Source organism: Streptomyces sp. NPDC001351 (genome assembly GCF_042896045.1).
Taxonomy (GTDB): Bacteria; Actinomycetota; Actinomycetes; order Streptomycetales; family Streptomycetaceae; genus Streptomyces.
Genome location: NZ_JBIAWS010000019.1, coordinates 99,661 through 121,677, shown reverse-complemented (window position 1 = coordinate 121,677; position 22,017 = coordinate 99,661). Strand labels below are relative to the sequence as shown.

Sequence of the window (22,017 nt, the reverse complement as noted above, 5' to 3'; positions counted from 1 at the left end):
GATCGTCTGCGGCGGAGTCGTGGCTTGTCGCGCCCACGCGGCGGAGCCGCATGTCGACTCAGCCCCGCGCCCCTTAGAGGGCGCGGTACGCACCGGCGATCAGCAGCGCAGCGGCGGCCACCGTCACCGGTATCCCGAAGCCCGCTGTCGGGAACAGGTGGTCCACCAGCCAGCCGCCCGTCGCGGAGCCGCAGGCGATTCCGCCGAGCAGGCCGGTCACCGCGAGGGTCATGCCCTCGTTGAGGCGGCCCTCGGGAGTGTGCTGCTGGACCAGCGTCATCGTCGTGACCATGGTCGGGGCGGTCGCCATGCCCGCGACCAGCAGCGCACCCGCCAGGGCCAGGAGGGAGCCGGTGAGGGAGGCGGCGAGGAGGGGGAGGGCCATCAGGGTGGTCATCGCGGCGACGCACCACGGCAGTCGGGCGTCGGCGGGACCGCTCGGCTTGAGGGCTCCGTACAGCAGCCCCGCCGCGCATGAACCCGCCGCCTGCAGCGCGAGCACGAGGCCCGCCACTGAACGGTGTCCCTGTGCGTCCGCGAACGCGATCGTGACGACCTCCATGGAGCCGAACACCGCGCCCATGGCCAGGCAGACGGCGAGCAGCGGGGGCATACCGGGCGCGCGGAGCGGGGATCTGGCGCGAGCGTGCCGCCGCACGGGCGGCTCGGTCGAGCGCTGCGCGGCGAACAGCAGCATGCCGGTCAGCAGCAGCACCGCGCCGGCCAGCGTGCCCGCCTCCGGGAAGAACGTCCCGCACAGGAAGGCCGCGAGCACCGGGCCCAGCATGAAGCAGAGCTCGTCGGCGGCCTGTTCGAAGGAGTTCGCGGTGTGCAGCGCCCCGTCGTCGCCCTTCAGCAGGTGGGCCCAACGGGCACGGGACATGCCGCCGATGTTCGGGGTCGTGGCGGTGGCGGCGTAGGAGGCGAACAAGGTCCAGGCGGGGGCGCCGAAGTGCACGCAGAGCAGGAGGGCGAGGGAGCCGAGGGCCGCGAACACCGTGGCGGGTACGGCGATCCGGGCCTGGCCGTAGCGGTCGACGAGCCGCGCGGTCCACGGGGCCATCACGGCCGTCGCCGCGAGGCCGGTCGCGGTGACGGCGCCGGCGAGGGCGTACGAGCCGCGCGCACCGGCGATCATCACGACCGCGCTCACGCTGAACATGCCCATGGGGAGCCGGGCCAGCAGATTCCCGAACGTGAAGGCGCGGGCGCCGGGGGTGGCGAAGAGACGGCGGTAGGGACCGGGCGGGCGGTTGCGGGTGCGGGGGTTGAAGTCGACGGCGACGAGGGTGTCGGCGGTGACCGTGAACAACGGGGCTTTCCCGGGCGTCGGTTGCGGCATGGGCACTACGGTCGCCCGTAGATGATCAAGGGGTCCAACACCTTCTGCGCGCCGATTCACGCACCTGCGTTGTAAGTTCTGTTGTAGGTTCGCCGGATGCCCGCGCCCGGCCATCCAGACCCCCGCCTCCTGCGTGCCTTCCTCGCCGTCGCCGAGGAACTGCACTTCACGCGCGCCGCCGCCCGGCTCTATGTCGCCCAGCAGGCGCTCAGCCGGGATGTGCGGCGCCTGGAGCGGGAGTTGGGGGCCGAGCTGTTCGTGCGCAGCACCCGGCAGGTGACGCTCACGGCCGACGGTGAGCGGCTGGTGCCGTACGCGCGCCGGGTGCTTCAGGCGCAGGACGAGCTGCTGGCCGCGTTCGGGCAGGCCAGGCCGCTGCTGGTCGACCTCAACTACCGGGGCGCGGCCACCGCGCGCCGCGTTCTGCACCGGGCCCGCGAACTCGCCCCCGACCACGAGCTGATGGCGCGTTACGAGAGCGGGCTGACCGGCGCCGCGGAAGAGCTGCTCGCAGGGCGCCTCGACGCGTCGTTCGGCCGGTTCGCAGGCCTGGACCCGGTGCTGCGGGCCCGGCTGGAGCACCAGCCCGTGCGCTACGAGCCGATGGCGGTCGTGCTGCCCGAGGACCACCGGCTGGCGGCGCTGGACGCGGTGCCGCTCGCCGCGCTGGCGGGGGAGACGGTGTACGCGGGGGCGGGAAATCCGCGGACACCGGAGTGGACGGATCTGGCCCGCCGGCTGTTCGACGGGCGGCGCATCGAGATCGCACCGCCCGTTCCGCTGGCCGTCGGGGAGGAGGAGTTCGAGCGGATCATGGCCAAGACGCGCAACCCGATTCTCGCCGTGGTGGATTTTCCGGCCATGCCTGGGAGGGTGCTGCGGCCCCTGGCCGATCCTGTGCCTTTGTCGCCGGTGTCACTTGTGTGGCGGAAGGGGCTGGTGCACCCCGCATTCGATGCGCTTCGACGGGCGGCGCTCGAAGTCTCGGCGGCGGAAGCGTGGCTGCGGGTGCCTTCCGATGGATGGCTTCCGGCCATCGATGCGGAGGTCATGCCCGCCGGGGCCCGGCGGAAGCGTTGACCGGACACGAACGGGGCGGCGCACCCGACGAGTTGTCGGTGTACGCCGCCCTGGGGTGGGACGGGTTTGCGGGATGGCCCGCGCTGTCATGACGGTTACTTCGGCTCGCTGTTGAACTTCGACGCCGACCAGAAGTAGCCGAGGACCGCGAGGCCGACGCACCAGGCGATGGCGAGCCAGCCGTTGTGGCCGATCGGGGTGCCCAGGAGGAGTCCGCGCAGGGTCTCGATGGCGGGAGTGAAGGGCTGGTACTCGGCGATCGGCTGGAACCAGCCCGGCATGGTGTGCAGGGGGACGAAGGTGCTGGAGATGAGCGGGAGGAAGATCAGCGGCATCGCGTTGTTGCCGGCGGCCTCGGCGTTCGGGCTGACCAGGCCCATCCCGACCGCGATCCAGGTGAGCGCCAGGGCGAACAGCGTGATCAGCCCGAAGGCGGCGATCCAGTCGAGGACGGTGGCGTCGGTGGAGCGGAAGCCGATGGCCACGGCGACCGCGCCGACCAGGACCACGCTCATCACGCACTGCAGCACGCTGCCGATGACGTGCCCGATGAGCACCGACCCGCGGTGGATGGCCATGGTGCGGAAGCGGGCGATGATGCCCTCGGTCATGTCTGTGGCGACGGACACCGCGGTGCCGATCGTGGTGGAGCCGACGGTCATCAGCAGCAGGCCCGGCACGAGGTAGGCGATGTAGTCGGAGCGGTCGGCGCCGCCGCCGAGTCCCGCGCTCATCGCGTCACCGAAGATGTAGACGAAGAGCAGCAGCAACATGACCGGGGTGAGCAGCAGGTTCAGGGTGAGCGACGGGTAGCGGCGGGCGTGCAGCAGGTTGCGGCGCAGCATCGTGGACGAGTCGCGCACGGCGAGGGAGATCCGGGTCGGGCGGGCGGTAGCCGCAGGGGTGCTCATCGCATGGCCTCCTCGGGCCGGGTGCTGCTGGTCAGGGCGAAGAAGACGTCGTCGAGGTCGGGGGTGTGCACGGTCAGCTCGTCGGCCTCGACGCCGGCCGAGTCCAGCCAGTCGAGGATGGAGCGCAGTTCGCGCTGGCTGCCGTCGCTGGGGATCTGCAGGGCGAGGGCTTCGTCGTCCCGGGCCGCCTCCCCCAGGGCGGAGGCGGCGCTCTGGTACGCGGCCGGGTCGGTGAAGCGGAGCCGGACGTGGCCGCCGGGGACGATCCGCTTGAGCTGCTCGGCGGTGCCTTCGGCGGCGATCCTGCCGTCGTGGAGGACCGCGATACGGTCGGCGAGCTCGTCGGCCTCGTCCAGGTACTGAGTGGTGAGGAAGACGGTCACGCCGTCGCTTGTGACGAGGTCGCGGATGATCTGCCACATGGTGTGCCGCGAGCGCGGGTCGAGGCCGGTGGTCGGCTCGTCGAGGAAGATGATCCGCGGACTGCCGACCAGGGTCATGGCGATGTCGAGGCGGCGTTTCATGCCGCCGGAGTAGGTGGAGGCGGGCTTCTTCGCGGCCTCGGTGAGGTCGAAGCGCTCCAGCAGTTCGGCGGTGACCTGCCGTCCCTCGCGCCGGGACAGGTGGTGCAGGTTCGCCATCAGGAGCATGTTCTCCTCCCCGGTGATCAGGTTGTCGACGGCGGAGAACTGCCCGGTGACGCCGATCGCGGCGCGCACGGCCTGCGCGTCGGTGGCGAGGCTGTGGCCGCCGACGTACAGGTCGCCGGCGTCGGCGCTGATCAGAGTGGAGAGGATCTTGACTGCGGTGGTCTTGCCGGCGCCGTTCGGGCCGAGCAGGGAGAAGATCGTTCCTTCCGCGACGCCCAGGTCGATGCCGTCCAGGACGGTCTTGTCGCCGTAGGACTTGCGCAGACCCTTCGCCGCGATGGCCAGGTCGGTCATGGGGAGTGCTCCTTCAAGGGCTGGGAGGCCGCAGGCGGTCAGAGGCTGCGGGCGGTGATGTCGCCGGAGGAGGTGGTGGCGTGGATGTCGAGTTCGGTGGTGCCGTCGTTCTTGAGCGCGTTGCTGATGCGGCCGTGGCCGGTGCCGGCGTCCAGGGCTGCGGAGACACCGGCGGCGGCGCCGATCGAGATGTCGCCGGACTGGGTGCGCAGTGTCACCGTGCCGCGCACGGCTTCGGTGATCCGGATGTCGCCGCGTGCGGTGCTGATCTCGGCGGGGCCGCCCAGTCGGCCGACCTCGACGTCGCCGTCGACGGCGGTGAGGCGGAGGCTCGCGGCCTCGTCGATCTTGATGTGGCGGTAGGCGCCTTCGAAGGTGACGTCGCCGAGTCGGCCGACGGCCCGCAGTTCGGCGCTCGCGGCCTTGGCCTCGATCCGGGAGCCGGCGGGCAGTTGGACGGTGACCTCGACGGAACCGGAGGGGCCGAGGTACTGGTTCTTGGCGGGCTTCGCCGCGATCCGCAGGATGCCGTCGCGGTAGTCGACCTCCAGTTCCTCGGCCGCCTTCACGTCGCGGTTCTTGGCGGCGTTGGCGGGTCGGACCTCGACGGTGGTGTCGGTCCGGTCGGCGGCGATGAACTGGATGCGTCCGGCGGGGATGTCGAGGACGGCGGAGACGGCGGCGGGGGTGTCGAACTTCTGCATGGTGCTCTCCTTCGTATGCAGCGGGCGCTTGGTCGGCCCGCTGTTTCTGATGATGGAAAGCTACGTTGCGTTCGCTGATCCGGCAACATGCGCGTTGCGCAGAACGGAAATCAATGCAGGTCAATGGCGATAAATCGTTGCAACGGTTCAGAATTTAACGCAACGCCCGGTCCACCGGTCGTTGCAATGGAATGGGTATGAACGCTAGAGTGGGGAGACGCCGAAGAGGCCAGCACTAAGGAGAAGACGATGCCGGGAGGCAGACTCACCCAGCAGGACCGCCAGCAGATCGCGCTGGGACTGGCCGACGGCCTCGCCTACGCGGAGATCGCCCGACGCCTGGACCGCCCGACCTCGACCATCACGCGCGAGGTGCTGCGCAACGGCGGCCCCACCGCCTACCGCGCCGAGATCGCCCACCGTGCGACGGCACACCGCGCCCACCGCCGCCGGCAGACCGCGCCGCCGAACTCTCCGGCGTCCCCGCAGCCCTACGGGCGCGACGCCGAGGCGGTGCGCGCGTACGAGGAGACGCTCACCACCGTGTTCGTGCAGTCGGGCACGCCGCAGATGATGGCCCGGGTGCTGGCCGCCGTCTGCCTCAGCGACGCGGGCAGCCTCACCGCCGCCGAACTCGTCCAGCGGCTCAAGGTCAGCCCGGCGTCCATCTCCAAGGCGGTCGCGTTCCTCGAGGAACAGGGCATGATCCGGCGGGAACGCGACGCGCGCCGCCGGGAGCGGTACGTCGTCGACTCCGACGTCTGGTACCAGTCGATGATGGCCAGCGTCCGCGGCACCGCCCAGGTCGCCGAGACCGCACGGCAGGGCGTCGCCATCCTCGGCCCCGGCACCCCGGCCGCCGTCCGCCTGGAGAACATCGCCCGCTTCCTGGACTTCGTCTCGGAGAGCATCGCCCGCGCCGCGGACCAGGCCCGGGACGTGCTCCATGCGAGGCCCGAAACGGGGCCGGACGGCAGCGCGGAGCCACATCCGGATCGCTGAGGGGCGGTGTGGATCACTCATTGGGGTGAGGTGGCCACCATTGCCCCTGGGTACGCTGAACCGACAGTCGAGACTCCGTCCCATGGGAGCACCGATGAGCGCCGTATCCGACGACGGGTTGGACGACGAGCCCGCGTACCGCTGGCCCGTCCCGCCCCCCGGGGGCTGGACCGCGGACGACCTCGACCGGATTCCGGGCCTCCCGCCGCACACGGAGTTGATCGACGGGAGTCTCGTTTTCATGAGTCCGCAGACCGCATTCCACGCTCGGTGTATGCGCCTGCTTGAGATCACTCTTCTCGGACAGGCGCCGGATCACCTGGATGTCATGCGGGAGATGACGGTCAAGCTGGATGCGAAGAACCGGCCCGAGCCGGACATCCTGGTCCTCCCCCTGGAGGCGACCACCGGACCCGACCAGACCTGGTACAAGCCCGAGGACGTCATCCTCGCCGTCGAAGTCGTTTCCGCCGATTCCCGAGAGCGTGACCGCGAGGTCAAGCCCCGCAAGTACGCGGCCGTCGGCGTGCCGCACTTCTGGCGGGTCGAGAAGGACGACGACAAGGGATACCCCGTCGTGTACGTCTACGAGCTCGACCCCGCCACGAAGTCCTACGGCCTCACCGGCATCTTCCACGACAGGCTCAAGGTCTCCGTGCCCTTCGACATCGAGATCGACCTGACGGCCGTCGACCGCCGCGGTCGGTGACCGTTCGCCCGGCACCTTCACAGGGGGCATCTCACAAGCGGGGAGCCGTTCGTAACGTACGGGCGCAAGACCTCTCATCCGCCCCGGCCGCCGGGTGAGAGCAAAGTTCCCTTCCGGTCACCCAGTGCCACAGACCGGAAACGCTGCCTCCCTACCTTCGGGACTCATCACCGCTCAGCTACCCCAAGCACGACCGAGCCCCGGAGCACCGTGGAGGCGTCATGACAGCCCCTAGCACAGCCCCCGCACCCAGCAGGGGAGGCCGCTGGATCCAGCAGTGGGATCCCGAGGACGAGACCTTCTGGAACGAGACCGGAGAGAAGATCGCCAAGCGGAACCTGCTCTTCTCCGTTCTCTCCGAGCACATCGGGTTCTCGATCTGGACCCTGTGGTCCGTGCTGGTGCTCTTCATGGGCCCGAAGTACGGGCTCACCCCGGCCGACAAGTTCATGCTCACCTCGATGGTCACGCTGGTCGGCGCCGTCGTCCGCGTCCCCTACACCTTCGCCGTCGCCCTCTTCGGCGGCCGGAACTGGACGATCATCTCGGCCAGCCTGCTGCTCATCCCGACGATCGCCGCGTTCGCGGTGATGAAGCCGGGGACGTCGTTCTCGACGTTCCTGCTGATCGGCCTGCTGGCCGGCATCGGAGGCGGCAACTTCGCCTCCTCGATGACCAACATCAACGCCTTCTTCCCGCTCCGTAAGAAGGGGTGGGCGCTCGGCCTCAACGCGGGCGGCGGCAACATCGGCGTACCCGTCATCCAGCTGGTCGCCCTCGCGATCATCGGGGCGAGCGGCGGGCCGCGTGTGCTGCTCGGGATCTACATCCCGCTGATCGTCGTCGCCGCCGTCCTCGCCGCGCTCTTCATGGACAACATCGAGAACGTGAAGAACGATACCGGTGCCGCCAAGGACGCCGCGAAGGACGCCCACACCTGGATCATGTCCTTCCTCTACGTCGGAACCTTCGGCTCGTTCATCGGCTACAGCTTCGCCTTCGGCCAGGTGCTGACGAACCAGTTCGGCCGTACGCCGCTGCAGGCCGCGTACGTCACCTTCATCGGCCCGCTGCTCGGCTCGCTGATCCGTCCCGTCGGCGGCTGGCTCGCCGACCGTTACGGCGGCGCGAAGATCACCCTCTGGAACTACGTCGGCATGGGCGCCGCGACCGCGGTTCTGATCGTCGCCTCCATGCAGAAGTCGCTGGCCCTGTTCACCGTGGCCTTTGTGGTGCTGTTCGTGCTCACCGGGCTCGGCAACGGCTCGACGTACAAGATGATCCCCGGCATCTTCCAGACGAAGGCCATCGCCAAGGGACTGGAAGGGGAGGAGGCGGCCACGTACGGGCGCCGGCTCTCCGGAGCGTCCATGGGCCTCATCGGCGCGGTCGGAGCGCTCGGCGGCGTCGGCATCAACCTCGCCTTCCGCCAGTCCTTCCTCTCCTACGGATCCGGCACCGGAGCGTTCGTCGCCTTCCTCGCCTTCTACGCCCTCTGCTTCGCGGTCACCTGGGCCGTATACCTTCGGCGCCCGGCCACGGCGGCGCAGTCCGAAGCCGCCGCAGAGGCGAAGCCGCAGCTCAGCTACGCCGAGGTATGACGTAACACCAGCGACATGAAGCCGAACCGAGCCTGTCACGCGCCGTTGACAGGCTCGTTCGGCATGTAGGTACCGCACTACTGCATGTACGACGACTCGAGTTCGGGACGAGAGCCATGTACGAGGAACAGCAGCGACCAGACCTGGGCGGGCACGGCTCCCTTGCCGGATTCACGGTGGGCGTGACCGCCGCCCGCCGTGCCGACGAGCTGGGTGCGCTGCTGCAGCGACGGGGAGCCGCCGTCCTGCATGCACCCGCCCTGCGCATCGTGCCGCTCGCCGACGACAGCGAACTGCTGGCGGCGACGAAGGACCTGATCGACCAGGCGCCGGACGTGGTGGTGGCCACGACCGCCATCGGCTTCCGGGGCTGGGTCGAGGCCGCCGAGGGGTGGGGGCTCGGCGAGCCCCTCCTCGACCGGCTGCGGCATGTGGCGCTGCTGGCGCGCGGGCCCAAGGTCAAGGGCGCGATACGGGCCGCCGGGCTGACCGAGGAGTGGTCGCCGTCGAGCGAGTCCATGGCCGAGGTGCTGGACCGGCTCCTTGAGGAGGGCGTCGACGGGCGCCGTATCGCCGTACAGCTGCACGGCGAGCCGCTGCCCGGCTTCGTGGAGTCGCTCCGGGAAGCGGGAGGCGAGGTCGTCGGGGTGCCCGTGTACCGGTGGATGCCGCCGGAGGACATCGCGCCGGTGGACCGGCTGCTGGACGCCGCCGTTTCGCGCGGGCTGGACGCGATCACCTTCACCAGCGCGCCCGCCGCCGCGTCCCTGCTGAACCGGGCCGAGGAGCGCGGGCTGCTGCCCGAGCTGCTCGCCGCCCTCCACCACGACGTCCTGCCGGCCTGCGTCGGCCCGGTCACCGCGCTGCCGCTGCAGGCCCACGGCGTCGACACGGTCCAGCCCGAACGCTTCCGGCTCGGCCCCCTCGTCCAACTGCTGTGCCAGGAGCTTCCGAACCGGGCGCGGTCCCTGCCCATCGCCGGGCACCGGGTGGAGATCCGCGGCCACGCGGTCCTCGTCGACGGCGACCTCAAGCCCGTACCGCCCGCCGGGATGTCACTGCTGCGGGCGCTGTCGCGGCGGCCGGGGTGGGTGGTGGCCCGGGCGGAGCTGCTGCGGGCGCTGCCCGGTGCCGGGCGGGACGAGCATGCGGTGGAGACCGCCATGGCTCGGCTGCGGACGGCTCTCGGGGCGCCGAAGTTGATCCAGACGGTGGTGAAGCGGGGGTATCGGCTGGCGTTGGATCCCGCTGCCGACGCGAAGTACGCGGACGCGTGACCTGCAGTGTGCGTGTCTGGGGGCTCCGCCCCCAGACCCCGGTATCGGCCTGAACGGCCTCGCCCTCAAACTCCCCCACTCTCGGCTTCGCTCGAGCGGGGGGACCCCCACGACGGGCTGAAAACCTCTGCCCTGCCGTAGAGCACCAGCGCCCGCGCCAAGCACCCCAACGCCCCTGTCGTCACAACCGCCCGCACCACGTTCCACGCCACCCACGCCTGCTCGAAGTGCTCCCGTGCCGCCGTCGGATCCTTCATGTTCGCCAGGTCGTTGTTGAGCGGGATGTTGACGGCGACCGTGGTGAGGAAGCCGAGCGCGTAGGCCGCCAGTGCCGCCCACACCCACCAGCGGTACGGCTGCCCGCGCAGCTGCCAGGAGGCCACTGCCGTCAGCAGCAGCGCCCCCATGAAACCGAGGAAGAACACCGGGTTCTGGATCACGTCGTTGATGTTCCGCATGACCTCGACATAGACCCGGTCGTCGCTGCGGGCCAGCGCCGGCATCACGCAGCACGCGAAGATGTAGTAGACGCCTGCGATCAGGCCCATCGCGACCGTGGCCGCACCCAGTACGCATCCCGTGCTCCTGCTGTGGGTTGTCATGCCCTCCAGTCAACGGACGGCGGCGCGGCCGGAACATCGCCGAGAAGCGCGGCCGCATAAGCGCGCGTCCAGCCGTCGTCTCCCGCACCGCCGGTACGAGGGGTTCCGGCCGCGCGAGCGGGAAGGCACTGTAAGAGGGATCGGTTGCTTCAGCCCTCAGGTTCCCGAGCCAGGCGGTGACAGGCACATGGCACTGGGTACGGCCACGGTCGCGTACGAGCTGCGGTTCGATGCCGGTCGGATCTGTCTCGACCTCCTCGCCACCACCCACCCCGAGGAGCGATTCGACTCCGTCGAGGTGCTGTGCGCCTGGATCACCGGGGCAGGACTGGTCCCCGCGTCCACCCCGTTGACCCACGCCGACCCGTCCTGGCTGGTCGGCTTCCGTGAACTGCGCGGACAGATCGGGCAGTTGGTGCACGGAGGACTTACGCCGGCGGTGCTCAGGCCGTCGTACGACATCGCGCTCGCCCGCGTGAACGAGATCGCCCGTGTCTCGCCTCCCGCCCCACGCGCCGTGCGCGGCGCGGACGGCGCGCTCGTACGCGAGCTGGACGGTCCGCCCGAGTGTGCGGCGCTGCTCGGCGCCCTCGCCAGGGACGCCGTGGAGCTCCTCACCGACCCCGTCGCACGGGCCGGCCTGCGGCAGTGCGAGGGGGACAACTGCCCGATCGTTTACGTGGATTCGTCCCGGGGGCGCAGGAGGCGCTGGTGCTCCAGTGAGGTCTGTGGGAACCGGGAAAGGGTGGCCCGGCACCGTCGGCGGGCGGCTCTGACGCGCGCCTGACGTCCGGTATGCGGCTTCTGTGAACGAGCCATCGACGTGATTTCGATTACACGCCGTTTACCTCATCCGTGGCATGGGCAGCGGTTGCGATCTCGCCAATGTGGCGGAAATGTGAAGATCGCGAGGGGGGAATGTGCTCCCATGTCCACCTCGTCACGTCACTCAGAAGAAAACTGTCATCTCACGTTGAACATGACACGGCCCACATCCGTACCCGTGGACGAGCGACCGACTGGGGGAACCCCCGGACATCGGAGGTGGGCGTGCGCAAGGATTCCGTCGTGGCCAATGAACGTGGATCGAGGGCCCGACATCGCATGTCCCAGCCCTCGGAACCTGATGAGGAGCTGATGCGTGCGCTCTATCGCGAGCACGCCGGACCTCTCCTTGCATACGTACTGCGCCTGGTCGCCGGAGATCGGCAGCGCGCCGAGGACGTGGTCCAGGAGACGCTTATCCGTGCCTGGAAGAACGCCGGTCAGCTCAATCGGGCGACCGGATCTGTACGCCCCTGGCTGGTGACGGTCGCGCGCCGCATCGTCATCGACGGCCACCGCAGCCGGCAGGCCCGGCCGCAGGAGGTCGATCCGTCGCCGCTGGAGGTCATCCCCGCGGAGGACGAGATCGACAAGGCGCTGTGGTTGATGACGCTGTCGGACGCGCTGGACGACCTGACCCCGGCTCACCGGGAGGTGCTCGTCGAGACGTATTTCAAGGGGCGTACCGTCAACGAGGCCGCAGAGACGCTGGGCATTCCCAGCGGCACGGTGCGGTCCCGGGTGTTCTATGCCCTGCGGTCGATGAAGCTCGCACTGGAGGAGCGGGGGGTGACGGCGTGATGAGTGTTTACGGGGGAAACCAGGGATTCGGTACAGGTGGTTCGGGTATGTCTGGCTCCATGATGGGATCTCCGGGCCCGAGCGAACACGAGACGGTCGGCGCCTACGCTCTCGGCATCCTCGACGACGCCGAGGCAACCGCTTTCGAGGTGCACCTCGCGAGCTGCGAGTGGTGCGCCCAGCAGCTCGACGAGCTGGCCGGGATGGAACCGATGCTCGCCGCCCTCGCGGATCTGCCGGGGACCGGTTCGCCCGCGATCGGGGAGTCCCTGTCCGCCAGGCCCAGCCCGCGGCTCGCGGAGAAGCTGGTCGACGAGGTCGCCGAACGCCGGGCACAGAAGCGCCGCAAGGGCTTCTACCTGGTGGCGGCCGCGGCCGCGCTGATCATCGGCGGCCCGCTGGGTGTCATGGCCGCGGGCGGCGGCGGTGACTCGGGTACGACCGCCACACCGCTGGCGGCCGGAGCCAAGGCCGCCTTCGGCACCATCTCCGACAAGGTCTCGGCCACGGACGCGTCCACCAAGGTCAAGGCGACCGTGGCGATGGAGCAGAAGGACTGGGGCACCTGGGGTGTCGTCGAGCTCAGCAACGTCAAGGGCCCGCTGAAGTGCTCGCTCATCGCCGTGGGCAAGAACGGCGAGCGCGAGACCATGTCCTCCTGGTCGGTCCCCAAGTGGGGCTACGGCATCCCGGACGGCAAGACACCGGAGGCGAAGCAACCGCTCTACGCCCAGGGCGGCGCGGCCCTCAAGCCCAATGAGATCGACCACTTCGAGGTCATGACCTTCCAGGGCAAGAAGCTCGTCCAGGTCGACGCGTAGGTCTCGTGGAGATCGACGCGTAGCTTACGTAGCTTTGCCGGGTCCCCTTCGCGTACGGTTGACGGCTGCCATGCACGTCAGAAGGGGGCCCGGTGGCCGCTCAGGCTCAACAGGAAACCGCCGTCGGCTCGGATCACGACTCAGTACGCGACCGAGAGATCAGCGTCGAACAGGAACACCTCGACCGGGTGTACCGGCGTCTCGAGGAGAAGATCCACGAGGCCGAGTTCCTGATGAACGACGCGGCCAAGCGCGGTCAGGTCGGCACGCCCGGCGCCCTCGCCGAGCGCGACGCGCAGGTCTTCCGGGCGGGAATCCATCTCAACCGGCTCAACAACGAGTTCGAGGACTTCCTCTTCGGGCGCATCGACCTGCTGCTCGGCAAGGACGGCAAGAAGGGGCCCGACGGCGCCTACACCGCCGTGGAGCCTGCCGAGGGTGCCGTGCGGGACGACGACACCGCCGATATCGCCGAGACCCTGCACATCGGGCGGATCGGTGTCCTGGACTCCGAGTACGCGCCGCTCGTCATCGACTGGCGGGCGCCCGCCGCGGCGCCCTTCTACCGCTCCACCCCGGTCGACCCCGGCCGGGTGGTGCGCCGCCGTGTCATCCGCTCCAAGGGCCGCAAGGTGCTGGGCGTCGAGGACGACCTGATGCGCCCCGAGCTCAAGGCCTTCCTCGACGGCAACGAGCTGCCCGTCATCGGTGACGGCGCCCTGATGGCCGCCCTCGGCCAGGCCCGCAGCCACACCATGCGGGACATCGTCGCCTCCATCCAGGCCGAACAGGACCTGGTCATCCGCGCGCCCGCCGCCTCGGTGACGTATGTCGAGGGCGGGCCGGGCACCGGAAAGACGGCCGTGGCACTCCACCGTGCCGCCTACCTCCTCTACCAGGACCGCCGCCGGTACGCGGGCGGCATCCTGATCGTCTCCCCGACCCCCCTGCTCGTCGCCTACACCGAGGGTGTCCTGCCCTCCCTCGGCGAGGAGGGCCAGGTCGCCATCCGCGCGATCGGCTCACTCGTCGACGGTGCGGAGGCCACGCTCTACGACTCCCCGTCCACGGCCCGCGCCAAGGGCTCGTACCGCATGCTCAAGGTCCTGCGGAAGGCCGCGCGCGGAGCACTGGAACTGGGGCCGACCGCCGACTCCGGACGCGCCGACTCCCGGCGCGCCGCCCCCGGACGTGCCGCCCCCGGTCAGCTCGCCTTCGGCGAGGACGACACGGACGGGTCCGGCGCCCCCGCCGGCCCGCCCACCCGTCTGCGGGTCGTCGCCTTCGGCCGCCGTCTCGAGCTGGAGGCCGCCGAGCTGAGCCGTATCCGCCAGGCCGTGCTCGGCGGCACCGCGCCCGTGAACCTGCTGCGGCCCCGCGCCCGCAAACTGCTCCTGGACGCCCTGTGGGCGCAGTCGGGCGCGGCGGGCCGGCACACCGACCCGGAGCTGGCCGCCGAACTGCGGTCCTCCTTCGACGAGGACGTGTCGAGCGAGGACGCCTTCCTCGCCTTCCTGGACGCCTGGTGGCCCGAGCTCACGCCCAGGGCGGTCCTCGCCGCCATGGCCGACGAGCGGCGCCTGGGCCGCTGGGCCCGCCGGATCCTCAACCCGGGCGAGGTCCGCAGGGTCGCCCGCTCACTGCGCCGCGACGGCCACTCCGTGCACGACATCGCCATGCTCGACGAGCTCCAGTCGATCCTCGGCACCCCGGCCCGCCCCAGGAAGAAGCGCGAACTGGACCCGCTCGACCAGCTCACCGGCCTCGAGGAGCTGATGCCGGTGCGCGAGGAGTCGCAGCGTGAGCGCGCAGAGCGGCTCGCCCAGGAGCGCACCGAGTACGCCCACGTCATCGTCGACGAGGCCCAGGACCTCACCCCGATGCAGTGGCGCATGGTCGGCCGCCGCGGCCGGCACGCCACCTGGACGGTCGTCGGCGACCCGGCCCAGTCCTCCTGGTCCGACGTCGACGAGGCGGCCGAGGCGAGGGACGAGGCCCTCGGCACCCGCCCCCGCCGCCGCTTCGAGCTCACCGTGAACTACCGCAACCCGGCCGAGATCGCCGAGCTGGCCTCCAAGGTGCTGGCCCTCGCCATGCCGGGCGCCAAGTCCCCGTCAGCCGTACGGTCCACCGGCGTCGAGCCTCGGTTCGCGGTCGTACGGGACTCCCTCGCGCAGTCCGTCCGGGAGGAGGCAGCCCGTCTCCTCGACCGTGTCGACGGCACGGTCGGCGTCGTCGTCGCCATGCAGCGGCGGGAGGAGGCCGTCCGCTGGCTCGCCGGGCTCGGCGACCGGGTGGTGGCCCTCGGCAGCCTGGAGGCGAAGGGCCTGGAGTACGACGCGACGGTCGTCGTCTCGCCCGCGGAGATCGCCGACGAGTCCCCGGCCGGCCTGCGGGTCCTGTACGTCGCCCTCACCCGCGCGACCCAGCAGCTGACCATCGTCTCGACCGACCGCGACGCCCCGGACGCGAACGCCGTCCCCGACCTGCTGCGGGACTAGCACGTGCTCCATGAAAGTTAAGAACCGGATGAACTCTCGGCACGGGAATGGCCTTACGGGATCTGTTTGTTAGCCTGGGTGTGGCACCGGCCCGATCCAAGCCCCCGGGCCCAACCTTCGTCGCTACGAGCGACCACTTGCCGCGAGGCGAGCATGGCGGGTCGGTGCCACTGACCATCGAGAGGCCCGCGTCACCATGTGACGCGGGCCTCTTTTGCTGTGAACAAAACGATCGCAATACGGAGCGGCTAACGCCTACTCGGCAGTAGGTGCGACCATCGGACGGCATACCCAGCGTCACGGTGAAAGCAGAGGAAGTCGGCCATGGCAACGGCGCCCAGCGTCTCCTACTCCATTACGGTCCGGTTGGAGGTGCCCGCGAGCGGAACCGCGGTCTCCCAGATCACCACGGCCGTAGAGTCCCACGGGGGCTCGGTGACCGGCCTCGACGTGACCGCCTCCGGCCACGAGAAACTCCGCATCGACGTCACCATCGCGGCGAGCTCCACGGCCCACGCCGACGAGATCGTCACGCAGCTGCGCGGCATCGAGGGCGTCACCCTGGGCAAGGTCTCCGACCGTACGTTCCTGATGCACCTCGGCGGCAAGATCGAGATGGCGTCGAAGCACCCCATCCGCAACCGTGACGACCTCTCCATGATCTACACCCCGGGTGTGGCCCGCGTCTGCATGGCGATCGCCGAGAACCCCGAGGACGCCCGCCGCCTCACCATCAAGCGCAATTCCGTTGCGGTCGTGACGGACGGCTCGGCCGTGCTGGGCCTCGGCAACATCGGCCCGAAGGCCGCCCTCCCGGTCATGGAGGGCAAGGCGGCCCTCTTCAAGCGGTTCGCCGGCATCGACGCCTGGCCGCTGTGCCTCGACACCCAGGACACCGACGCGATCGTCGAGATCGTGAAGGCCATCGCCCCCGGGTTCGCGGGCATCAACCTCGAGGACATCTCCGCGCCCCGCTGCTTCGAGATCGAGGCGCGGCTGCGCGAGGCCCTCGACATCCCGGTCTTCCACGACGACCAGCACGGCACCGCGATCGTCGTCCTCGCCGCCCTGACGAACGCCCTTCGCGTCACCGGCAAGGCAATTGAGAACATCCGGGTCGTCATGTCCGGCGCCGGCGCGGCCGGTACGGCCATCCTCAAGCTGCTGCTCGCCGCGGGCGTCAAGAACGCCGTGGTCGCCGACATCCACGGCGTCGTGCACACCGGCCGCGAGGACCTGCGGGAGGCCGCGGCCGACTCGCCGCTGCGCTGGATCGCCGACAACACCAACCCCGAGGGCCTGACCGGCACCCTCAAGGAGGCCGTGCGCGGCGCCGACGTCTTCATCGGCGTCTCCGCCCCGAACGTCCTCGACGGCGACGACGTGGCCGCCATGGCCGACGGGGCGATCGTGTTCGCGCTCGCGAACCCCGACCCCGAGGTCGACCCGGCAATCGCCCGTCAGACGGCGGCCGTTGTGGCCACCGGCCGCTCCGACTTCCCGAACCAGATCAACAACGTGCTGGTCTTCCCGGGCGTCTTCCGCGGTCTGCTGGACGCCCAGTCCCGCACGGTCAACACCGAGATGATGCTGGCCGCCGCAACCGCTCTCGCGGACGTGGTGACCGAGGACGAGCTGAACCCGAACTACATCATCCCGAGCGTCTTCAACGACAAGGTCGCGGGCGCGGTGGCCGGTGCGGTGCGGGAAGCGGCGAAGGCCGCGGCAGCGTCGTAAGGGCTTGCAAGGCCTTTTCCCGGGGCTGTGAGGATCGCCACGGCAAGGCCTTGCACCGGCGCGTCGTGGAACCTGACCCTCCTGGTCGCCGTTTATCGTGTCGGCCAGGCTCAGGCCCTCTTTTCGTGTGACTCCCAAGGGTGTTCTCACGACTCCTGCGGGTGCCGGATTGGCTTTCGCGCCGCAGGTAGGGGCAGGATGCGTCCCTGGGCGCGAGGGGTCTGACCACGGACCCGGGCCCGGGGCCTCTCCGAGGACCCTGGCAGCATCGGCTTCACCGTGCCCGATATGCGGCTCCGCCGCGTGGCACGCCTCAACGGCAAGAAGAACACGGGAGTAACAACATGAACCGCAGTGAGCTGGTGGCCGCGCTGGCCGACCGCGCCGAGGTGACCCGCAAGGACGCCGACGCCGTGCTGGCCGCGTTCGCCGAGACCGTCGGCGAGATCGTCGCCAAGGGCGACGAGAAGGTCACCATCCCCGGCTTCCTGACCTTCGAGCGCACCCACCGTGCCGCTCGCACCGCGCGCAACCCGCAGACCGGCGACCCGATCCAGATCCCGGCCGGCTACAGCGTCAAGGTCTCCGCGGGCTCCAAGCTCAAGGAAGCCGCGAAGGGCAAGTAAGCGCTCCGCTTCGAGCGCCGGGTAACTGCAGGCCGTCTCTCGGCTGACGGGACCGCCGTGGCTGGTCGCGCAGTTCCCCGCGCCCCTTTGGGGGCGCTCACCAAAACGCCGATGGGGCGGTCACCCGGACTCGGGTGACCGCCCCATCAGCGTTCGTACGGCTGCCGCTTACCCGAGCGCCTTGCCCGGCAGTTCCACCTTCGCGCCGAGCTCCACGAGCTTCTCCATGAAGTTCTCGTAGCCACGGTTGATGAGGTCGATGCCGTGGACGCGGGACGTCCCCTGGGCCGCCAGTGCGGCGATGAGGTACGAGAAGCCACCGCGGAGGTCGGGGATGACCAGGTCGGCGCCCTGGAGTTTCGTCGGGCCCGAGACCACGGCCGAGTGCAGGAAGTTGCGCTGGCCGAAGCGGCAGTCGGAGCCGCCCAGGCACTCGCGGTACAGCTGGATGTGCGCGCCCATCTGGTTCAGGGCGGACGTGAAGCCGAGGCGGGACTCGTAGACCGTCTCGTGGATGATGGACAGGCCCGTCGCCTGCGTCAGCGCGACCACCAGGGGCTGCTGCCAGTCCGTCTGGAAGCCCGGGTGCACGTCCGTTTCGAGCGCGATGGACTTCAACTGGCCGCCGGGGTGCCAGAAACGGATGCCCTCGTCGTCGATCTCGAAGGCACCGCCCACCTTCCGGTAGGTGTTCAGGAACGTCATCATCGACCGCTGCTGGGCGCCGCGGACGTAGATGTTGCCCTCGGTGGCCAGCGCCGCGGACGCCCAGGAGGCGGCCTCCAGGCGGTCCGGGAGCGCGCGGTGGTTGTAGCCGCCGAGCCGGTCCACACCGGTGATGCGGATGGTGCGGTCGGTGTCCATCGCGATGATGGCGCCCATCTTCTGCAGGACGCAGATCAGGTCCTCGATCTCCGGCTCCACGGCCGCGTTCGAGAGCTCCGTGACGCCCTCCGCGAGGACGGCCGTCAGGAGTACCTGCTCGGTCGCGCCCACCGACGGGTACGGCAGCCGGATCTTCGTGCCGCGCAGCCGCTGCGGCGCCTCCAGGTACTGTCCGTCCGCCCGCTTCTCGATGCGCGCGCCGAACTGCCGCAGCACCTCGAAGTGGAAGTCGATCGGCCGGCCGCCGATGTCGCAGCCGCCGAGACCCGGGATGAACGCGTGCCCGAGGCGGTGCAGCAGCGGACCGCAGAACAGGATCGGGATACGGCTGGAACCCGCGTGCGCGTCGATGTCCGCGACGTTCGCACTTTCCACGTGGGACGGGTCCATCACCAGCTCGCCCGGCTCCTCACCCGGACGGACCGTCACGCCGTGCAGCTGCAGCAGTCCGCGTACGACACGAACGTCCCGGATGTCCGGAACGTTGCGCAGTCGACTCGGTTCACTGCCCAGCAGGGCGGCGACCATTGCCTTCGGTACGAGGTTCTTCGCACCGCGGACACGGATCTCGCCCTCCAGCGGGGTTCCGCCGTGGACAAGCAGGACATCGTCGTTGACGGTCATGTATCTCGCGTTCCGATGAGTGGGGCAGGGGCCAGAAGGGAAAGGGTAATCGCCGCCCACCCCCCTTCTGTAAGCCCAGGGACGGCCCAGCTACGTCATAGCTGTGTCACAACACGAACCGTTCCCTGGTGGGCACATGGGGTCACCGGCCCTTCCGTGCGCCCGGGGTGCTTCATTCCTCCCTGAGCTGCATTCACCCGGTAACCGCCATTGCCTCCCCACGCGGAGGCAAGATGCGGGATCATGTCTGCCATGACCGAGGTGTCCTCGCTCACAGGGCGGTTGCTCGTGGCAACGCCCGCCCTGGCGGACCCGAACTTCGACCGTGCGGTGGTGCTCCTTCTCGACCACGACGAGGAGGGCTCCCTCGGTGTCGTCCTCAACCGGCCCACCCCGGTGGACGTCGGCGACATCCTGGAGGGCTGGGCGGATCTCGCGGGTGAACCCGGCGTCGTCTTCCAGGGCGGCCCGGTGTCCCTCGACTCGGCCCTGGGGGTCGCCGTCATCCCGGGCGGCGCGACCGTCGACGGGGCGCCGCTGGGCTGGCGCAGAGTGCACGGCGCGATCGGTCTGGTCGACCTGGAGGCACCGCCCGAGCTGCTCGCCTCGGCCCTCGGCTCCCTGCGGATCTTCGCCGGATACGCCGGCTGGGGCCCCGGCCAGCTGGAGGACGAGCTGGTCGAGGGCGCCTGGTACGTCGTGGAGTCCGAGCCCGGCGACGTCTCCTCGCCGTCCCCGGAGAGACTCTGGCGCGAGGTGCTGCGCCGCCAGCGCAACGAGCTGGCGATGGTGGCCACGTATCCGGACGACCCGTCGCTCAACTGATCCGTGTGACCTTCAGTACCCTTGGCACTTATGAGCACTCTTGAGCCCGAGCGCGGGACTGGTACGGGGACCCTCGTAGAGCCGACGCCACAGGTGTCCCACGGCGACGGCGACCACGAGCGCTTCGCCCACTACGTCCAGAAGGACAAGATCATGGCGAGCGCCCTCGACGGGACCCCCGTCGTGGCGCTGTGCGGCAAGGTGTGGGTGCCCGGCCGCGACCCGAAGAAGTACCCCGTGTGTCCCATGTGCAAGGAGATCTACGAGTCCATGGGCGCCGGCGGCGACAAGGGCAAGGACGGCGACAAGTAGTCCTGCCTGCGGCCCGAGGCACATGATCCCGCCTCCGGCTCGAGCTCGGCGAGGCCCCGGGGCGCGTTTCGGCGCGTCTTAGGGGCCTTGGTTCATGTGCATGAGGCCCCGGCCGGCCGGCCGCTTCCCGCAAGGACCGACGTGACTTCACAGACGGAACTGATTCCCGTGCCCCGCAGCGTCGTCACCGGTGCCGGCGAGGTGCGGCTGACGGCCGGTTCCCGGCTCTGCGCCGGTACGGCGACGGAGGGCGTCGGCCGCTGGCTGCGCACCGTCCTCTGGCAGTCCACCGGGCTGCCCCTGCCGGAGGGGCGGGAACTCGACGACGCACACGGCGACGGCATCGCGCTCCGGCTCGACCCGGGGCTCGCCCCCGAGGAGTACCGCCTCGTCAGCGACCGGAACGGCGTCCTCATCGAGGGCGGCGGCCCGGCCGGTGTCTTCTGGGGCGCCCAGACGCTGCGGCAGCTCCTCGGCCCCGACGCCCACCGCAGGGCCCCGCTCGACCGCGACCGCACGTGGGCCGTGCCGCACCTCACGATCGAGGACTCCCCGCGCTTTGGCTGGCGCGGCCTCATGCTCGACGTCGCCCGGCACTTCATGCCCAAGGAAGGCGTCCTGCGCCACCTCGACCTGATGGCCGCGCACAAACTCAACGTCTTCCACTTCCACTTGACGGACGACCAGGGCTGGCGCGTCGAGATCCAGAGGTACCCCCGGCTGACCGAGGTCGGCTCCTGGCGGGCGCGCACGAAATTCGGCCACCGGGCCTCACCGCTGTGGGAGGAGAAGCCGCACGGTGGCTTCTACACCCAGGACGACATCCGCGAGATCGTCGCCTACGCCGCCGAGCGGCATATCACCGTCGTCCCCGAAATCGACGTACCCGGCCACTCGCAGGCCGCCATCGCCGCGTACCCGGAACTCGGCAACACCGACGTCATCACCGCATCCTTCAAGGGGGACACCGCCCTCTCCGTCTGGGACAACTGGGGGATCTCCGCCAACGTACTCGCCCCCACTGACAACACCCTGCGTTTCTACGAGGGGGTGTTCGAGGAACTGCTCGGCCTGTTCCCGTCGGAGTTCATCCATGTCGGCGGTGACGAATGCCTCAAGGACCAGTGGCGGCAGTCGCCGGCCGCGCAGGCCCGCATCAAGGAACTCGGGCTCGCGGACGAGGACGAGCTGCAGGCGTGGTTCATCGGCCACTTCGACACGTGGCTGACCGCGCGCGGGCGCAGGCTCATCGGCTGGGACGAGATCCTGGAGGGCGGGCTCGCGCAGGGCGCGGCCGTGTCCTCGTGGCGCGGGTACGAGGGCGGGGTCGCCGCGGCCCGGGCCGGTCACGACGTGGTCATGTGCCCCGAGCAGTACGTGTACTTGGACCACCGCCAGGCGGCGGGCGAGGACGAGCCGGTGCCGATCGGCTACGTGCGCACCCTGGAGGACGTCTACCGGTTCGAGCCCGTTCCACCGGAGTTGACATCCGACCAGGCGGACCATGTGCTCGGCACGCAGGCCAACGTGTGGACCGAGGTGATGGAGGACCCCGCACGGGTGGACTACCAGACGTACCCGAGGCTCTCGGCCTTCTCGGAGGTGGCCTGGAGTGCGCTCCCCGCCCCGGCGGAACGGGACTTCGCCGACTTCGAGCGGCGGATGGCTGTCCATTACCGGCGACTTGACGCCCTGGGAGTGGGCTACCGGCCGCCCACCGGGCCACTGCCGTGGCAGAAACGTCCCGGCGTGCTCGGGCGGCCGCTGGACGGGGCGCCCCCGAACAGGTAAGTGAGCTCCCGAACAGGTAAGGCAAAAACGTCGTAAGCATCACCGAAGAGTGGCAATTCGTGCTCACCGGTGATGCCATGCGAAAACGGACCATCTC

20 protein-coding genes are annotated in these 22,017 nt (G+C 70.0%); 14 read left to right on the top strand and 6 right to left on the bottom strand.

All coding sequences use genetic code 11. The features are described 5' to 3' along the window. Window positions 1-73 precede the first annotated feature (73 nt). Window positions 74-1,342 carry an MFS transporter gene (locus ACFY1U_RS44805; RefSeq protein WP_390699840.1) on the bottom strand — a complete coding sequence of 423 codons (1,269 nt, stop codon included), beginning with the start codon at window positions 1,340-1,342 and terminating at the stop codon, window positions 74-76. Between the two features lie 96 nt (window positions 1,343-1,438). On the opposite strand from ACFY1U_RS44805, the gene ACFY1U_RS44800 reads away from it, so the two are divergent. Continuing rightward, window positions 1,439-2,422, top strand: a complete 984-nt coding sequence (locus tag ACFY1U_RS44800) for a LysR family transcriptional regulator (protein WP_390699839.1) — start codon at window positions 1,439-1,441, stop codon at window positions 2,420-2,422. Between the two features lie 95 nt (window positions 2,423-2,517). Here the strand turns inward: ACFY1U_RS44800 and ACFY1U_RS44795 are convergent, their stop codons facing one another. Genes ACFY1U_RS44795 through ACFY1U_RS44785 form a run of 3 tightly spaced genes read right to left on the bottom strand, consistent with a single transcriptional unit; the run spans window position 2,518 to window position 4,981 of the window. Further along, window positions 2,518-3,333 (bottom strand): ABC transporter permease, encoded by an 816-nt coding sequence (locus tag ACFY1U_RS44795; RefSeq protein ID WP_390699838.1) that lies wholly within the window; start codon window positions 3,331-3,333, stop codon window positions 2,518-2,520. After that, window positions 3,330-4,277, bottom strand: a complete 948-nt coding sequence (locus ACFY1U_RS44790) for an ATP-binding cassette domain-containing protein (RefSeq protein WP_390699837.1) — start codon at window positions 4,275-4,277, stop codon at window positions 3,330-3,332. The genes ACFY1U_RS44795 and ACFY1U_RS44790 overlap by 4 nt, the downstream gene beginning before the upstream one ends. Before the next feature lie 38 nt (window positions 4,278-4,315). Further along, window positions 4,316-4,981 carry a DUF4097 family beta strand repeat-containing protein gene (locus tag ACFY1U_RS44785; protein ID WP_390699836.1) on the bottom strand — a complete coding sequence of 222 codons (666 nt, stop codon included), beginning with the start codon at window positions 4,979-4,981 and terminating at the stop codon, window positions 4,316-4,318. 249 nt (window positions 4,982-5,230) lie between these two features. On the opposite strand from ACFY1U_RS44785, the gene ACFY1U_RS44780 reads away from it, so the two are divergent. The 4 genes from ACFY1U_RS44780 to ACFY1U_RS44765 all read left to right on the top strand — a co-directional run bounded on the left by ACFY1U_RS44780 (window position 5,231) and on the right by ACFY1U_RS44765 (window position 9,570). Beyond that, entirely contained in the window at window positions 5,231-5,983 is a 753-nt protein-coding gene (locus ACFY1U_RS44780; RefSeq protein WP_390699835.1) for a helix-turn-helix domain-containing protein, read from the top strand. Between the two features lie 94 nt (window positions 5,984-6,077). Beyond that, on the top strand, window positions 6,078-6,692 hold the full coding sequence (locus tag ACFY1U_RS44775) for a Uma2 family endonuclease (RefSeq protein ID WP_390699834.1): 615 nt from the start codon (window positions 6,078-6,080) through the stop codon (window positions 6,690-6,692). Between the two features lie 221 nt (window positions 6,693-6,913). Then, window positions 6,914-8,293 carry a nitrate/nitrite transporter gene (locus tag ACFY1U_RS44770; protein ID WP_390699833.1) on the top strand — a complete coding sequence of 460 codons (1,380 nt, stop codon included), beginning with the start codon at window positions 6,914-6,916 and terminating at the stop codon, window positions 8,291-8,293. A gap of 116 nt (window positions 8,294-8,409) precedes the next feature. Continuing rightward, window positions 8,410-9,570 carry a uroporphyrinogen-III synthase gene (locus ACFY1U_RS44765; protein ID WP_390699832.1) on the top strand — a complete coding sequence of 387 codons (1,161 nt, stop codon included), beginning with the start codon at window positions 8,410-8,412 and terminating at the stop codon, window positions 9,568-9,570. Window positions 9,571-9,635: 65 nt separating this feature from the next. Here the strand turns inward: ACFY1U_RS44765 and ACFY1U_RS44760 are convergent, their stop codons facing one another. Next, window positions 9,636-10,172 carry a DUF1772 domain-containing protein gene (locus tag ACFY1U_RS44760; RefSeq protein WP_390699831.1) on the bottom strand — a complete coding sequence of 179 codons (537 nt, stop codon included), beginning with the start codon at window positions 10,170-10,172 and terminating at the stop codon, window positions 9,636-9,638. A gap of 187 nt (window positions 10,173-10,359) precedes the next feature. Here ACFY1U_RS44760 and ACFY1U_RS44755 point away from each other — a divergent pair, with 187 nt between their 5' ends. The 6 genes from ACFY1U_RS44755 to ACFY1U_RS44730 all read left to right on the top strand — a co-directional run bounded on the left by ACFY1U_RS44755 (window position 10,360) and on the right by ACFY1U_RS44730 (window position 17,483). Then, on the top strand, window positions 10,360-10,959 hold the full coding sequence (locus ACFY1U_RS44755) for a CGNR zinc finger domain-containing protein (protein ID WP_390699830.1): 600 nt from the start codon (window positions 10,360-10,362) through the stop codon (window positions 10,957-10,959). A 317-nt stretch (window positions 10,960-11,276) separates the two neighbouring features. Next, window positions 11,277-11,798: a sigma-70 family RNA polymerase sigma factor gene (locus tag ACFY1U_RS44750; protein ID WP_010039908.1), complete on the top strand. Its 522-nt coding sequence runs from the start codon at window positions 11,277-11,279 to the stop codon at window positions 11,796-11,798. Beyond that, window positions 11,798-12,619 (top strand): anti-sigma factor family protein, encoded by an 822-nt coding sequence (locus tag ACFY1U_RS44745; RefSeq protein ID WP_390699829.1) that lies wholly within the window; start codon window positions 11,798-11,800, stop codon window positions 12,617-12,619. Before ACFY1U_RS44750 ends, ACFY1U_RS44745 begins: the two co-directional genes overlap by 1 nt. Before the next feature lie 92 nt (window positions 12,620-12,711). Continuing rightward, a complete protein-coding gene (locus tag ACFY1U_RS44740) occupies window positions 12,712-15,120 on the top strand; it encodes a HelD family protein (protein WP_390699828.1) in 2,409 nt (802 codons plus the stop codon). A 324-nt stretch (window positions 15,121-15,444) separates the two neighbouring features. After that, complete coding sequence (locus ACFY1U_RS44735) at window positions 15,445-16,857, top strand: NAD-dependent malic enzyme (protein ID WP_099929218.1); 1,413 nt, start codon at window positions 15,445-15,447, stop codon at window positions 16,855-16,857. A gap of 344 nt (window positions 16,858-17,201) precedes the next feature. Beyond that, window positions 17,202-17,483: an HU family DNA-binding protein gene (locus ACFY1U_RS44730; RefSeq protein WP_007382399.1), complete on the top strand. Its 282-nt coding sequence runs from the start codon at window positions 17,202-17,204 to the stop codon at window positions 17,481-17,483. 168 nt (window positions 17,484-17,651) lie between these two features. Here the strand turns inward: ACFY1U_RS44730 and murA are convergent, their stop codons facing one another. Further along, window positions 17,652-18,992 (bottom strand): UDP-N-acetylglucosamine 1-carboxyvinyltransferase, encoded by a 1,341-nt coding sequence (gene murA / locus ACFY1U_RS44725; RefSeq protein ID WP_099929217.1) that lies wholly within the window; start codon window positions 18,990-18,992, stop codon window positions 17,652-17,654. 252 nt (window positions 18,993-19,244) lie between these two features. On the opposite strand from murA, the gene ACFY1U_RS44720 reads away from it, so the two are divergent. The 3 genes from ACFY1U_RS44720 (at window position 19,245) to ACFY1U_RS44710 (ending at window position 21,920) form a co-directional block, all read left to right on the top strand. Further along, window positions 19,245-19,817: a YqgE/AlgH family protein gene (locus ACFY1U_RS44720; RefSeq protein ID WP_266955832.1), complete on the top strand. Its 573-nt coding sequence runs from the start codon at window positions 19,245-19,247 to the stop codon at window positions 19,815-19,817. Between the two features lie 30 nt (window positions 19,818-19,847). Continuing rightward, a complete protein-coding gene (locus ACFY1U_RS44715; protein WP_078912757.1) occupies window positions 19,848-20,129 on the top strand; it encodes a DUF3039 domain-containing protein in 282 nt (93 codons plus the stop codon). Window positions 20,130-20,270: 141 nt separating this feature from the next. After that, a complete protein-coding gene (locus tag ACFY1U_RS44710; protein ID WP_390699827.1) occupies window positions 20,271-21,920 on the top strand; it encodes a beta-N-acetylhexosaminidase in 1,650 nt (549 codons plus the stop codon). Window positions 21,921-22,017: the final 97 nt, after the last annotated feature.